Source organism: Thalassospira sp. MCCC 1A01428 (genome assembly GCF_002115825.1).
GTDB lineage: Bacteria > Pseudomonadota > Alphaproteobacteria > Rhodospirillales > Thalassospiraceae > Thalassospira.
Genome location: NZ_JFJZ01000002.1, coordinates 137,280 through 152,152 on the forward strand (window position 1 = coordinate 137,280; position 14,873 = coordinate 152,152).

The window sequence follows — 14,873 nt, forward strand, 5'->3', positions numbered from 1 at the left end:
ATCGGAGGGGACCATGTCGCATCGCAAAGGCGGCAAGGAACGAGAAGTTCCGGAGCGCCGGTGCATTGTCACCGGCGAGGTCCGGGAGAAGGAAGATCTTATAAGATTTGTGATCGGCCCGGATAACAGTGTCGTTCCAGATCTTGATGAACGGTTGCCCGGACGGGGATTATGGTTGTGCCCGTCGCGGGATGTGGTAAATACCGCCTGTGCAAAAAATGCCTTTGCCCGGGCGGCCCGACAAAAAGTCGTGGTGGATCCGGCGCTGGCAGACAGAATCGAGGCTATGCTGTCTCAAAAATGCGTCGATCTACTGTCGCTGGCGCGTCGTGCCGGACAGGCTGTTGCCGGGTTTGAGAAAGTTCGCGCCCAGATTGATGACGGCGCAGAACTGATTTTGGCGGCACGTGACGGTGCTGCGGACGGAAAAGCACGGATCGCGACAAAAGCCGCCGATCTTCAGGTTTTTTCCGTTCTGAATGCTGCCGAGATTGCCGCGGCTTTTGGCCGCGATCACGCAGTACATGCGGCAGTTGCGCCAGGTGGTCTGGCGCAACGCCTAAGCCGGGCACTACAGCGGCTTGAAGGATTCCGCGCAGCCTGAAGGCAGGCCGCGCCGTACGGAAGAACAGGATTGGCCGCCAGGCGACTGATCCCGCAGGAAATGAGGAAGTTGGACGGATAATGAGTGATCGCGATCAGGAGAAGAAGCCGCTAAGCCTTAATCGATCAAAGCTTGAATTACGCAAGACGGTCGAGGCTGGGCAGGTGCGTCAAAGCTTCTCGCACGGACGGTCCAAATCTGTGGCCGTCGAGGTGCGCAAGAAGCGTACTTTTGAACAGAACGAATCCGGCCGCTTCCGCGAAGTGAACAAGGATAAAGTTGCCGAGGGCGAAAATGCTGCCCCGGCGGCACCTGCCGCACCCGCAGCTTCGGCCCCGGCAGCAGCGCCGGCCCCGGCCCCGAAAAAACCGGCCCCGGCCCCGTCAAAGCCCGCCCCGGCCCAGCGCCACAAGCCGAAGCCTGCACAGCAGCGCCCGCGCGCCAATGAGGAACAGGGCAACCTGACCCAGGGCGAACGTGCTGTTCGTATGGCGGCATTGAAAGCTGCCGAGGAACGCCGCAAGCAGGAAGAAGCTGCCGCTGCCGAGCAGGCCCGCAAGGATGCTGCGCGCAAGGTCGAGGAAGAAGCTGCACGCAAAAAAGCTGAAGCCGAAGAAGCGGCACGCGTTGCCAAAGAACAGGCTGAAGCGGCGGCCTCTGCCGCTGCTGCACCGGCATCGGCGCCTGCTGACAAGGCAAAAACCGCTGATGCCGAACCTGCCCGTGATGCAAATGCACCGCGTGCGAAATTGCAGCCGCGTCCGAAACCGGAAGTTCGTAAAAAGGCCGCCGAGGAAATTACCCCCGGTGCCCCGGCTGAGCCGCTGGTCCCCGAGGAACGTCGCCGTTCTGCGCCTTCGGCCTCCAAGCCGAAAAGCCGCAAGGAACTCGACGAGGAAGAAGTGCGTTCAGCTGCTGCACGCAAGCGGGCTGAAGAAGCCGAAGCTGCGGGCCGTGGTGCGCGGACGAAAACCGAAGATAGCAGCCGTCGCCGTGGCAAACTGTCGATCAACACCGCAATGACCGGTGATGAAGGTGGCCGTCGTCGTTCGATGGCTTCAATCAAGCGCCAGCAGGCCAAAGCCAAAGCCCGTAATCAGGGCCAGCAGAAGCCGAAAGAAAAGATCATTCGGGAAGTTATCGTTCCGGACGTTATTACCGTTCAGGAACTGGCGAACCGTATGGCCGAACGTGCGGCTGACGTGATTAAATCGCTGATGGGTATGGGCGTTATGGCCACCATCAACCAGAGCCTTGACCCCGATACCGCCCAGTTGGTGGTTGAAGAATTCGGTCATAACATGAAGCGTGTTTCTGACGCCGATGTTGAAGAAGCCCTGGTTGTGGCCGATGACACCGACGAACAGCTGATTTCGCGTCCGCCCGTCGTGACCGTTATGGGCCACGTTGACCATGGTAAAACATCCCTGCTTGATGCGTTGCGTAAAACCGACGTGGTCAGTGGTGAGGCCGGTGGTATTACCCAGCATATCGGCGCCTATCAGGTGACGATGGCAAACGGGTCCAAGATCACCTTTATCGATACCCCGGGCCACGCGGCATTTACCGAAATGCGTTCACGCGGTGCCAAGGTAACCGATATTGTGGTTCTGGTGGTTGCAGCTGACGACTCGGTCATGCCGCAAACGATCGAAGCCATCAACCATGCCAAGGCTGCCAATGTCCCCATGATCGTTGCGATCAATAAAATGGACAAGCCGGGTGCCGATGCAAACCGGGTTAAAACCGCCCTTCTGCAATACGAAGTTGTTGTTGAAGAAATGGGTGGTGATGTTCAGACCATCGAAGTTTCGGCGAAGGCCGGAACCGGTTTGACCGACCTTGAAGAAGCAATTCTGTTGCAGGCCGAAGTTCTGGACCTCAAAGCCAACCCCAACCGTGTTGCTGACGGCGTTGTCGTTGAAGCACGTATGGAAAAGGGCCGTGGCCCGGTGGCGACTGTTCTGGTTCAGCGCGGTACGCTCAATACCGGTGATATCTTTGTGACCGGCCCTGAATGGGGTCGTGTCCGGGCCCTGATCGACGATCACGGATCGCGTATCCAGACCGCCCTTCCGGGGATGCCGGTTGAGGTCAACGGCCTTAACGGTGTTCCGTCGGCCGGTGATGACTTTGTTGTTGTCGAAACCGAAGCCAAGGCCCGTGAAGTTTCTGATTTCCGTCAGCGTCGCATCCGCGAAACGCAGGCGGCAGCGATGAAAAAATCGGCGCTTGAAAACATGTTCACCACCAATGGCGGCAGCAAGGAATTGCCGATCGTTATCAAGGGTGACGTGCAGGGTTCGGTCGAAGCACTTATTGGTACCTTGCAGAAACTGGGCAATGAAGAAGTCAGCGTCCGTGTGTTGCATAGTGGTGTTGGCGGGATTAACGAATCCGACGTTACGCTGGCGCGTGCCTCGAATGCGTTGATCATTGGCTTTAACGTGCGTGCCAACCAGCAGGCCCGTGACCAGGCCCGTCGTGACAATGTCGATATTCGTTACTATTCGATTATTTACGATGTTGCCGATGATACCAAGGCAATGCTCAGCGGTATGCTGTCACCCGAAGTTCGCGAAAAATTCCTGGGTTACGCCCAGATCCGCGAAGTCTTTACCATTTCGGGCAACAAGATTGCGGGCTGCATGATCACCGAAGGGACCGTGAAACGCGGTGCCGGTGTTCGTTTGCTGCGCGACAACGTTGTTATTCATACCGGCGAACTTTCGACGCTGCGTCGCTTCAAGGACGAAGTCAAGGAAGTGCGCGAAGGGTACGAATGCGGGATGTCATTTGCGAAATACAATGACATTGTCGCAGGCGACGTTATCGAATGCTTCGAGCAGGAGGAAATCGCCGTCCAGCTTTAAGGAGGCGATGAAACGATATGCCGAAGCAACCTGCCAAAGGACCAAGTCAGCGACAGTTACGCGTGGCGGAGGAAATCCGCCAGGCGTTGTCGCGCGCTCTTGAACGTGGTGACATTTACGACCCGGAACTGACCCGCCGCCCGGTTACTGTGACCAAGGTGGATTTAAGCCCGGATATGCGTAATGCGATGGTGTCGGTAACACCCCTTGGCGGGGGTGATGCCAAACCGACCCTGGATGCGTTAAAACGCCAAAAGGGTGTTTTGCGCAGCCATGTTGCCAATAGCGTACATATGAAATATGTCCCGGCATTGCGGTTCCTCGAAGATACCAGCTTTGATATTGCTGATAATATTGGCGCTTTGTTGCGCGATCCGCATGTGGCCCAGGACCTGTCGTCTGATGAAGACGCGGACGATTACGATAAAGAGGACGACTGATGGCGCGTCGGCGTCGCGGCAAAATTATCAGCGGCTGGCTTGCCGTCGACAAACCCCTTGAGATCACGTCGTCAACCGTGGTTAATCAGGTGCGTCGTCTGCTTGATGCAGCCAAAGCCGGGCATGGCGGGACATTGGACCCGCTGGCAACCGGCGTCCTGCCCATTGCATTTGGCGAAGCGACCAAAACGGTTGCCTATGTCATGGATGGCAGCAAAAGTTATCGCGTTACCCTGAAATTCGGGGAAGCACGCAGCACCGATGATGCCGAAGGCGAGGTTGTTGCCACGTCGGACCATCGGCCAAGCCCCGCGGAAATCGAGGCTGTGCTGGGTGAATTTACCGGTGAAATTCAGCAGGTACCGCCAAAATTTTCGGCGATCAAGGTAAATGGCAAGCGTGCCTATGATCTTGCCCGCCGCGATGAAGACGTGGTTTTAAAAGCGCGTCCGATTTTGATAAAAGATCTTCGACTGGTTGACATGCCTGACCGCGACCATGCCGTGTTCGATGTAATATCGGGCAAAGGGGCATATATGCGGTCATTGGCGCGCGATATTGCGTTGCGCCTTGGCTCTGTCGGCCACATTTCCGCGCTCCGCCGGACATCGGCGGGGCCTTTTGCAGAAGGGGACTCCATTCCGTTGCAAACCTTGCTCGAAATGGACCCCGAGGCGGTAATGGAAAAACTGCTTCCGGTCGAGACCGCGCTGGACGACATCCCGGCGCTGGCCCTGACCGAAGTCGAGGCGCAACGACTTGCCAGTGGGCAGCCTGTCGGGCTGCTGGCTGTTGCCAAGCGGAGCGATCTCGGAACTCCCGTCGCCCAGGACGGAATCGTCTGTGCCATGCTTAACGACCGCGCTGTTGCGCTGGCCGAGATTCATGGCGGCGAAATCCGCCCGGTGCGTGTATTTAATCTTTAAAGGCGAAAGGATGCCTGATGTCGATTACTGCTGAACGTAAAACTGACCTGATCAAAGAATTCGGCCAGAAAGAAGGCGATACCGGTTCCCCCGAGGTCCAGGTTGCTATTCTGACCGAACGGATCAAAAACCTGACCGAACACATGAAAGAGCACAAACACGACTTCCATAGCCGTCGTGGTCTTTTGATGATGGTTGGTCAGCGTCGTCGGTTGCTGAAATACTTGCAGCGCAAAAATACTGAACGTTATGAAGCGATTATCGCTACTCTCGGTATTCGCCGCTAATTTTGACGTGCGGCGGAGTGGTTTTACCCTCCGCCGTCGTTTTTTATTGTCCCGCGGATCGGGATATACGGGAGGGCCCGCCAGAAAGGCTGGTTATGCTCGGATTGTCCGGACCCATTAATTATGCCGCTTGACTTAAAAGCCTCATAATTAATGTGTTCGGATCTCGTGTAAAAATTACTTGGTCCGCAAGTAGGTTTGGAAGGAAGTAAAATGTTTAATGTCGTCCGTAAGGAAATGCAGTGGGGTAATGCCAAGCTGGTTCTGGAAACCGGCAAGGTTGCCCGCCAGGCAGATGGCGCGGTTATGGTCACCTATGGTGAAACCGTGGTTCTGTGTACTGCTGTCGGCGCCAAGTCGCCGCGCCCGGACATCGATTTTTTCCCGCTGACTGTGAATTACCAGGAAAAGGCATTTGCCGCTGGTAAAATTCCGGGTGGTTTTTTCAAGCGTGAAGGCCGTCCTTCGGAAAAGGAAACCCTGGTTTCCCGCCTGATCGACCGTCCGATCCGCCCGCTGTTTCATCCGCAATATCGCAATGAAACCCAGGTCGTTTGTACCGTTCTGTCGCATGACATGGAAAACGACCCTGACGTCGTTGCCATGATCGGTGCATCGGCTGCTCTGACCATTTCGGGCCTGCCGTTCCTCGGCCCGATCGGTGCAGCCCGCGTTGGTTACAACGATGGTGAATATGTTCTGAACCCGGCCACCGAAACCGTTAAGGGTTCGGCTTTGGACCTGGTGGTTGCCGGTACACGCGAAGGCGTGATGATGGTTGAATCCGAAGCATCAGAGCTGTCGGAAGAAATCATGCTCGGCGCTGTTAAATTTGGCCATGAACAATTCCAGGCCGTGATCGACCTGATCATTGATCTTGCCGAAGACGCCGCCAAAGACCCCCGTGACATTGCCGGTCTGCCGGAAGGTTATGATGCGCTGGTCGAAAAAATTGCAGCACTTGGCACCGATAGCCTGACCGCTGCTTATGGCCATGTTGTCAAACAGGACCGTTCAGCTGCTGTTTCAGCTGCCAAGGAAGAAATCCTTGCGAAGCTGGCAGAAGAAGAAATCGCTGATGCCCTGAAGGGCAAGGTTTCCTCGATCCTGAAAAATCTGGAAAAAGACATCGTTCGTGGTGCCATTCTGAAAACCGGCAAGCGTATCGATGGCCGTAGCGGTTCTGATGTTCGTCCGATTTTGGGTGAAGTTTCGGTTCTGCCGCGCGCACACGGTTCGGCCCTGTTTACCCGTGGTGAAACCCAGGCGCTGGCAGTTGCCACCCTTGGTACCGGCCAGGACGAACAGATCGTTGATGCCCTGGACGGTGAATACCGTGAAGGCTTCATGCTGCATTACAACTTCCCGCCCTACTCGGTTGGTGAAGCTGGCCGTATGGGCTCGCCGGGACGTCGTGAAATCGGCCATGGTAAACTGGCATGGCGCGCCATTCATCCGTTGATGCCGGCCAAGGATGCGTTTCCTTATACCGTGCGTATCGTTTCGGAAGTGACCGAATCGAACGGTTCGTCCTCGATGGCGACTGTTTGCGCAACCTCGCTTGCGATGATGGATGGTGGTGTTCCGCTGGTACGCCCTGTTGCCGGTATCGCAATGGGCCTGATCAAGGAAGCCGACGAATTTGCCATTCTGTCCGACATCATGGGTGATGAAGATCACCTTGGTGACATGGACTTCAAGGTTGCCGGTACCGAAGTTGGTATTACATCCTTGCAGATGGACATCAAGATTACCTCTGTGACCGCAGAAATCATGCAGATCGCCCTGGGCCAGGCCCGTGATGGCCGTTTGCATATTCTTGGTGAAATGTCCAAGGCCCTGCCGGAAGCCCGTGGTGAAGTTTCGGGCAATGCCCCGACCATCACCCAGTTCAGCATTCCGCGCGACAAGATCCGTGACGTTATCGGTTCTGGCGGTAAGGTTATTCGTGAAATTTGCGAAGAAACCGGTGCCAAGGTTGATATCGAAGACGATGGCTCGATCACTGTTGCACATACCGATGGTGCAAAAGGCAAGCAGGCTGTCGACTGGATCAAATCGATTGTTGCAGAACCTGAATTGAACCATATCTATGATGGTAAGGTTGTTAAGGCTGTCGATTTCGGCGCATTCGTGAACTTCTTTGGTGCGCGTGACGGCCTGGTTCACATTTCGGAACTGGCACAGGAACGTGTCAAACAGGTTTCCGATGTGGTGAAAGAAGGCGATCAGGTCAAGGTCAAGGTCATTGGTTTCGATGACCGCGGCAAGATCAAGTTGTCGATGAAGCGCGTCGATCAGGAAACCGGCGCGGACCTTGACGCTGCTGAAGCCTGATTAAAGGTATGTGAGAGCGGGCGGCAATAATAATAATATGCTGCCGCCCCTTCTTCACATGCATTCGGATGACCCGCTCATCTGAAAAGCCGAATGGGAGAGACGAATTTGAAAGCCCTTAAACCGCTCGTCATGTCGGGAAAAGAGGTTCTACCTTTGGTCGAAGGTGGAAAAGGCATCTCTGTTTCGACAGGTCAAAGCTCAGGCGCATGGGCCGCGGCCGGTGGTATTGGCACTTTTTCTGCTGTCAACGCCGACACATTTGATGCGGACGGCAATGTTGTGCCGATGACATATGAAGGCAAAACCCGTGGTGACCGCCACCACGAGCTTGTTTCATATGGTATTGCGGGTGGTATCGCCCAGGCCCAGATCGCCCATGAAACCCGCAACGGCGAAGGCCGTTTGCACATGAATGTGCTGTGGGAAATGGGGGGCGCTGAAGAAATTCTTGAAGGTGTCCTTGAGGGCACAAAGGGCCTGGTTCATGGCGTTACCTGTGGTGCAGGCATGCCCTACCGGGTTTCAACAATTGCGGCATCGTTCGGGGTTTATTATTACCCGATCGTGTCTTCTGCCCGGGCGTTTCGCGCGCTTTGGCTGCGGGCCTATAAAAAGGTTCCCGAATGGCTGGGTGGCGTGGTTTATGAAGACCCGTGGCTTGCGGGTGGTCATAACGGTTTGTCAAATTCCGAAGACCCGCTGATCCCCGAAGATCCGTTTCCACGTGTTCGTGCCTTGCGTGAATTCATGAATTCCGTTGGTCTTAATGATGTTCCGATCATTATGGCAGGCGGGGTCTGGTATCTGCGCGATTACGAAGACTGGATCGATAATCCTGAAGTGGCTCCGGTGGCGTTTCAGTATGGTACACGCCCGCTTCTGACCCAGGAAAGCCCGATTTCCGACGAATGGAAAAAGCGGCTTGTTACCTTGCAGAACGGCGATGTCTCGCTGCATAAATTTAGCCCGACCGGCTTCTACAGCTCGGCTGTGCGTAATGCCTTCCTTGAGGACCTGCATCAGCGTTCGGATCGTCAGGTTCGCTATTCGCGAACTGCCGAGGCCGATTTGCATGTGGGGATTCCACTGGGGCGTCGCGGGCGACCGATTTATGTGCGTGAAGACGATGCCGACAAGGTGCGCAGCTGGCTTGCTGCCGGTTACAGCGAAGGCATGCCAACCCCGGATGACACCATGGTTTTTGTCACCCCGGAAAGCGCGCTTGAAATCAAAAAAGACCAGATCGATTGCATGGGCTGTCTGTCCCAGTGCCAGTTTTCCAACTGGCAACAGGGCGAAGGCACGACCGGAAAACGCGCCGATCCACGGTCTTTTTGCATTCAGAAAACCCTGCAAAATATTGCACATGGGTCACCTGTAGAGCATGAATTGATGTTTGCTGGCCACAATGCCTATAAATTTGGTCAGGATCCGTTTTATGCCAACGGTTTTGTTCCGACGGTCAAACAGCTTGTTGATCGCATTGCGACCGGCGACTAACCCGGTTTGCACGGAGCAACCCCGCGTTGCATATTAAAATGAAAGGGCTGGTCATTGACCGGCCCTTTTTTTATGCGTTATCGCCGTTAATGATCCTAACAATGATTATAGTTGATCAAAATCAAAGAAAACGCCTTTAAGGTTCGCCTAATATAGCCTCGAAATCAAAGGGCAGTTGTCTTTCAACCGCCGGTTCGAAACTTCATCGAAGGGGCACCATCATGACCATCCAGCGGCCTTATACCCACGCGCTGAACCGCCTTAAAGAAGCCGGTCTGCGTCCGACCCGCCAGCGCCTTGCACTGGCCCGTTTCCTGTTTGACGCTGGTCCCCGGCATGTGACCGCCGAACAGCTTCATTCCGAAGCCATGGCACAGCATGTGAAGGTTTCACTGGCCACGGTCTATAACACCCTGCATCAGTTCACCGATGCTGGTTTGATCCGTGAAATCATTGTTGATTCCGGCCGGTCCTATTTCGATACCAATGTTGCCCCGCATTACCATTTTTATTGCGAAGATGATGGCAGCCTGGTCGATATTCCCGCCGATGCTGTGCATTTGGCGCGTATTCCCAATATGCCACGTGGCACTGAATTATCATCGGTTGATCTGGTGTTTCGTCTGCGTCGCCAGCAGGAACGTCACGTCGCGGCCTAACGCCCTGCCAAATGCGGTGACACCGGGTTTTCATCCCCGATGCGAAGCCGATGGTTATCTGGCGGTGTAATGACCTGATCCGGGCGGCATGTTATTTGCCACTCAAGCCGGGTTGTTGCTGTGACAGGGGGATGAAAATGAACCGGCGCGTTGCCAAACGCCCCTTTGGTTCTTGACGCGCATCGATATTGGCACAAATAGAAGGACGGCAATGCGGGTTTCGCGTGCCGTCCTTTTCTGGTTTTGAACCCATTGATGTGATCGGCGGGTAATTTGCGACAACGATCACGTTTTCGGGGGCGATCCTGATCCTACGTTCTAGTCCAATAAGAAACAGGGGGCCCATGTGGCGCTAAAGGGAACACGTACCGAGGAAAACCTGCGCGAAGCCTTTGCGGCCGAGGCAGCAGGGAACCGGCGTTATCTTTATTTTGCCCAGCAGGCGGATATTGAAGGGTTGACCCAGCTTGCCGAGCTGTTTCGTAGCGCGGCCGAAGCAGAAACCGGCCATGCCTTTGGTCATCTGGAATTTCTGGAGCAATGCGGCGACCCGCAAACCGGTTTGCCAATTGGCAATAGCCGTAAAAACCTGCGCGCGGCCCTGATGGCGGAACGTGACGAGGGTGAAAACTCCTATCCGGCAATGGCACAGATCGCCCGTGACGAGGGTCTTGACGATATTGCCGCGTGGTTTGAAACGTTGGGGCGGGTTGAAAACCAGCATGCAAGCAGGTTTGAACGCGCACTGCGCGAACTGGGCGAAACGATTGAGGATGATGACACAATAACCGGCGCAACAAAGACGACAGACCCGGCCTGAGATAAATTCGATTGGTACGGGTTAAATTTAACCCCGTTACGCAGCCCATTTCCGGATAATTTTGCAAATGTTCATTGTAAACCTGACTTATCTTGTCGATCTGGCAAAAGTTGATGCTGTTCTCGCTGATCATGTCGAGTGGCTAAAGCAATGTTACGGCACAGGCATTTTCATCGCATCAGGCCCCAAAAAGCCACGCGATGGCGGGGTTATTGTTGCCCGTGGTCCCCGTGAAAAACTTGACGACTGCCTGCAAGCTGACCCCTTTTGGCAAAAGGGATATGCCCGTTACGACATCATTGAATTTGAACCGGCCATGATGGCCAGCGGGTTTGAAAAACTGCTGGCAAAATAGCTTTCAAACCCGCTTTTGACACTGCCAAGGTTTCAACCTTGGCCAGTGCTTTACGAGGCCCGGTGGGCGACGGCGATTAATTCGGGGCTGTTGTCGTGCACCGGTTCGCCGTCCCAGTTGCCTCGCCATGTGACGGTGCTAAAACCTGCATTGGCAAGCAAGTTTGCGATGCTTTCCTGATTTTGAAAACGCAATGTGCTTTGATTGATCAGGGGCGAGGCTGTTGATGTCCCGGGGAAATAATGCCGGGTTTCAAATGTGACATATTCCCCCTGCACCGATTGCAGGTCGTGCTCAACAGTTACATCGCCAATATTGGTAATCGAAACTGTTTTCCGGGTTTTTTCCGGTATCCAGTTTTTCCAGCCACAAACTTTGGGGTTTCGGCTGTCAAATACCAGTTTTCCACCGGGGCAAAGATGATTAAAGGCTGTGGTAAGGGCGGCCAGGGCATCTTCATTGCTTTGAAACACCTGAAACACATGCCCGGTCATGATCACCAGGTCAAATTTGCGACCAAGCTGTAAGCTGGTGGCATCGTTCTGGTGCCAGGTTACCAGTTCTCCTGCCGGGCGCTGGCGGGCAATGGCAAGCATTTCAGCAGCCGGGTCTATGCCGATTACATCTTTGCCCTGTTGTGCCAAACGCGCGGTTAGCAGGCCGGTGCCACAGCCGATATCCAGTACCGATCGGGCATCTTTGGCCATATTTTCATAAAATGCGGTGTCGGCACCCGCCGGGTTAAGGGCGTCATAAAGGGCGACCAGATCGCGGTTTTGATAAATGGCATCAAGTTTCATGGTGGCTTTCGGGTATAATATTTTACAGAAATATTGTGGTGTTAACTGTGCAAGATTATCATTACCGTCGATAAAACCAACAGTTTCAAGGTGGAAATATGAAACGCCATCATCTTGTTCTGCAGGCGATTACATCGCAGGACCGCCACCTTGTCGCGCGCCAGATACAGGATGCCCTGACCCTTACGCAGGGATGGGTAGAGGATGCCCGGTTTTATTCAAATAAAATGACAACAATCCGGTTTACCCTTGTTGCCCGCGAGGTACCTGTTTTTGTGGCCAAATTGCACGAATGCGGACTAGCGATAGACGATTTGACCCGCGAAGGAGGCGGACTTTCGACGATATCGGCACAAGGTGATGTCGAAATTTCAGGGTCGATCCAGATTACCTTTCTTCATAATGACCCTGACTTGAAACAGATTATTCCGGCCGTGCCGGGGTAAGGTTTTCGGGCTGTTCTGCGTGATCAGAAGGCAGGGGGTGTGCCGGTTCTTCGCTGGTGGCCAAGGGCGATGATTTGCCAAATCCGGCGCGGGCCAGTATCGCCCGGCTTTTGTCCCGGGCGCTAATCATCGGCGTGTCGGCGACAGGGGGGTCGGAGGTGGCAATGTCGGCTGTCGTGTTTTCGCGTGCATCCGATATTTCGAGCGGTGGCGCAGAAACCGGGAGTTCGGCCTCATCGGCCCGGGCGACAAACTCCATAACCAGATCAACGGCTCCGGCAATATCCTCGTTTAAAATGCCGTGGCGGTCAGATGGCAGCATTTTTACGGTTTTATTTTGCGTGCCGGTTAAACGCCGGGCAATCATATTGGCACTGGCCGGGTCAACAACCTGATCATTATCGGCCTGCATAACCAGCACCGGCACATCAATATGGGCCAGTTTTTCGTTCATTTCGGCAACGGCGCGGCGCAAATGATACAGGCCGTTAATGGGAATATGCCGGTAGTTGGTTTCGGGATGTTCAGACTGGTTGGGGCGGAACCCCAGCATTTCGCCGGCATTTGGCACCCAGCCCATTAATTTGTTGGCCCCATAAAGCAGCGGCACAAACATCAGGTTGCGATTGCGAAATTTTAACGGCGAACTGGCCATGACCATGCCCGCCAGCCTTTCAGGGTGGCGGGCCGCGTAAATAGCGCCAAGTGCCGCCCCGGTTGAAAAGCCAACTATCACAACCTTGTCGCAAAAGGCCGAAAGGATGTCATAGCCGCGCTCCACCGATGCCAGCCAGTCCTGCCAGCTACGGGTTTGCAAGTCATGCGGCGATGTTCCGTGCCCGGACAAGCGCACACCCAGCACCGCATGGCCTTTGGCGGCAAGGGCGTCGCCCACATTGCGAAGCTCCGCCGGAGAGGCTAAAAACCCATGCACCATCAAAATCCCGGTTTTACTGTGTCGGGCGGGTTGAGGTAAATGCAAATAGGGTTCGCCCGACAGCGATGCCGTTTCCTGATCGTTGATAGCGGCAAATTGCGGACGGTGAAACTTTTGCCAGTTCCACTTCCAGATGCGTATTTCATCGTCAAACCGCAGGCGGGCATAGTCGGCAGGCTGATTTTTGTCGATTTGTTTGCGCGCGGCTTTCAGGGCATCCCAGGCCGGTTGGATCGGGGCCATTTCATTGGCATAGACCATGACCGGGTTGTCCATACGGATTTGGTCAAAGCCGGCTTCGGCCTGCAATTTGGGTAAAAAGCAATATTTGCCATCACACCGTTCGATCAGGCCCAATTGCACAGCACTGTCAATAAACTGGCGGATTTGCGGACAGTTGAGGTTGAAGATGCCGATATAGGTCGATGGATTGCGAATGCCGCGATGCAAATGGACATTGGCAGCCTGCTGCACATTTTTGATCGCCAGATAAATGATTTTATCAAACCGGTCGATATCAACACTGGTTTCCCCGTCGGCCAGCATCATTTTCATTAAACGTGCAGCCAGATGGCTGACATTCAGGGTGATGTTGGAATACATCACCGCCATGCACTGGTCGCGTAACGGATGCACATGCCGGGTTATGGTATTTTGAATAACCCGGTCGCCCAGACGAGGCAGGTCCTTTGCCGGGCGAAAAAGATCGTCGATGGTTTTGGCATGGCGTACGACACGCGCCAGCAAACGATGATCCAGCCAGTTAAACCTGTCATGGGGGGAAACCGGTGCCCCAAGGCGAATATCCATGTCGGTTTCCCTAAGGATCAGGTTGCCCTCGATAATCAGTTCCTCGGCCATTTTCGGGCTTAACCCGCCTGTAAACATTTCCGCTCCGCGTGCCAGCAAGTTCTGATCTACGCGTAGCGGGTGAAAGGTAATATTGGCGGGGAACATCAGGGTGGGTTTAATGATGGCAGCGTGAAGCTGTTCGGGGGTAACGCCGATAATATCGGCCCAGCGGACGGCCTCGTCGGGGCAGCCATGATTAATCAGCCAGTTTAACCCGGTTTTAAAGCCATCAAGGCCCAATGCCAGCACGGCAGCGCCGGTATGGTGGGCGCGACGTTGATCGGCCGAGCGCGAATAAATGCTGTAGTCGGGTTTGCGGCCAATATAAGGGCTATCATCGGTCATGACACGGCGGTCCTTGACCATACCCCCTTCGGGGAAAATGACCACTTTGCCGCCCCGTAATATTTCTTCGGCCAGAAACGGCAATAACCGGGCATAATTGTTGGGCACTCCGCCCAGCGCACGCAGATATTTTGACAGCGCGTTATCTTCGACAAAAAATTCGGCCGATGCCACCGAGCGGCAATAAATCCCGGTTTCAAGAGCAATCAGATATTGCGGAATAAAGGTTTCGAACCGGGCGAAATGGTTGAACATGAAAATGTCGCCCTGGGCGATATGGTCACGATCACCATGCAGCTTGATATTGATGTCCACCCGGTTGCGCAGCACGCTCATGGCGCGCATCGTCCATTCGCAGGCTGCGGGATGAATGGCGAACTGTTCGCGTTCAAGCTGGTTGAAATCGGGTGTCATGCAGGGTGGTTCCTTGCGGTTTGGTTGCACAAGGCGGCAAGATATAAATCTGATGTTATCCCTAATATGTGGGGAAAACATGGCGTTGCCAAGGACCGCTGCCCGACAATCGGGATGGCAACCGGTGCCGGTCATGGTTATAGTGTTTTTGCTGACCGGTTATCGGGCCTTTGCCCCCGTATTTACAGCCCTATTTCCTGCCAGCGTTGTGTATACCGCCCCGTGATGTCGGCATTTTTGCCCTTTTATTGCCCGACATCAGCCACCTCACTGGA

13 protein-coding genes are annotated in these 14,873 nt (G+C 54.6%); 11 read left to right on the forward strand and 2 right to left on the reverse strand.

The window, feature by feature from the left end:
- The first annotated feature begins 13 nt into the window (after nt 1-13).
- From THS27_RS02290 to THS27_RS02340, 10 genes are all read left to right on the forward strand, one after another.
- Nucleotides 14-604 (forward strand): RNA-binding protein, encoded by a 591-nt coding sequence (locus THS27_RS02290; protein WP_085587459.1) that lies wholly within the window; start codon nt 14-16, stop codon nt 602-604.
- An 80-nt stretch (nt 605-684) separates the two neighbouring features.
- Nucleotides 685-3,477 carry a translation initiation factor IF-2 gene (gene infB, locus THS27_RS02295; RefSeq protein WP_085587461.1) on the forward strand — a complete coding sequence of 931 codons (2,793 nt, stop codon included), beginning with the start codon at nt 685-687 and terminating at the stop codon, nt 3,475-3,477.
- A gap of 17 nt (nt 3,478-3,494) precedes the next feature.
- Entirely contained in the window at nt 3,495-3,917 is a 423-nt protein-coding gene (gene rbfA / locus THS27_RS02300; RefSeq protein ID WP_085587463.1) for a 30S ribosome-binding factor RbfA, read from the forward strand.
- Nucleotides 3,917-4,843 (forward strand): tRNA pseudouridine(55) synthase TruB, encoded by a 927-nt coding sequence (gene truB, locus THS27_RS02305; protein ID WP_085587465.1) that lies wholly within the window; start codon nt 3,917-3,919, stop codon nt 4,841-4,843. The genes rbfA and truB overlap by 1 nt, the downstream gene beginning before the upstream one ends.
- Nucleotides 4,844-4,860: 17 nt before the next feature.
- Nucleotides 4,861-5,130 carry a 30S ribosomal protein S15 gene (gene rpsO, locus THS27_RS02310; RefSeq protein ID WP_085578370.1) on the forward strand — a complete coding sequence of 90 codons (270 nt, stop codon included), beginning with the start codon at nt 4,861-4,863 and terminating at the stop codon, nt 5,128-5,130.
- 213 nt (nt 5,131-5,343) lie between these two features.
- Nucleotides 5,344-7,467 (forward strand): polyribonucleotide nucleotidyltransferase, encoded by a 2,124-nt coding sequence (gene pnp / locus THS27_RS02315; RefSeq protein ID WP_085587467.1) that lies wholly within the window; start codon nt 5,344-5,346, stop codon nt 7,465-7,467.
- A gap of 108 nt (nt 7,468-7,575) precedes the next feature.
- The gene (locus THS27_RS02320) at nt 7,576-8,970 is read left to right on the forward strand and encodes a nitronate monooxygenase family protein (protein WP_085587469.1); all 1,395 of its coding nucleotides are present in this window, start codon (nt 7,576-7,578) and stop codon (nt 8,968-8,970) included.
- 221 nt (nt 8,971-9,191) lie between these two features.
- Nucleotides 9,192-9,629, forward strand: coding sequence for an iron response transcriptional regulator IrrA (gene irrA / locus THS27_RS02325; RefSeq protein ID WP_085587471.1), 438 nt, complete (start codon nt 9,192-9,194; stop codon nt 9,627-9,629).
- A gap of 346 nt (nt 9,630-9,975) precedes the next feature.
- The gene (locus THS27_RS02335) at nt 9,976-10,449 is read left to right on the forward strand and encodes a rubrerythrin family protein (RefSeq protein ID WP_085587475.1); all 474 of its coding nucleotides are present in this window, start codon (nt 9,976-9,978) and stop codon (nt 10,447-10,449) included.
- A gap of 67 nt (nt 10,450-10,516) precedes the next feature.
- Nucleotides 10,517-10,804, forward strand: coding sequence for a YciI family protein (locus tag THS27_RS02340; protein ID WP_085587477.1), 288 nt, complete (start codon nt 10,517-10,519; stop codon nt 10,802-10,804).
- Nucleotides 10,805-10,854: 50 nt separating this feature from the next.
- On the opposite strand, the gene THS27_RS02345 is transcribed toward THS27_RS02340, so the two are convergent.
- Nucleotides 10,855-11,604, reverse strand: coding sequence for a bifunctional 2-polyprenyl-6-hydroxyphenol methylase/3-demethylubiquinol 3-O-methyltransferase UbiG (locus tag THS27_RS02345; RefSeq protein ID WP_085587479.1), 750 nt, complete (start codon nt 11,602-11,604; stop codon nt 10,855-10,857).
- A 98-nt stretch (nt 11,605-11,702) separates the two neighbouring features.
- On the opposite strand from THS27_RS02345, the gene THS27_RS02350 reads away from it, so the two are divergent.
- Nucleotides 11,703-12,050, forward strand: a complete 348-nt coding sequence (locus THS27_RS02350) for a hypothetical protein (protein ID WP_085587481.1) — start codon at nt 11,703-11,705, stop codon at nt 12,048-12,050.
- On the opposite strand, the gene THS27_RS02355 is transcribed toward THS27_RS02350, so the two are convergent.
- A complete protein-coding gene (locus tag THS27_RS02355; protein WP_085587483.1) occupies nt 12,028-14,598 on the reverse strand; it encodes an alpha/beta fold hydrolase in 2,571 nt (856 codons plus the stop codon). The genes THS27_RS02350 and THS27_RS02355 overlap by 23 nt on opposite strands.
- Nucleotides 14,599-14,873 lie beyond the last annotated feature (275 nt).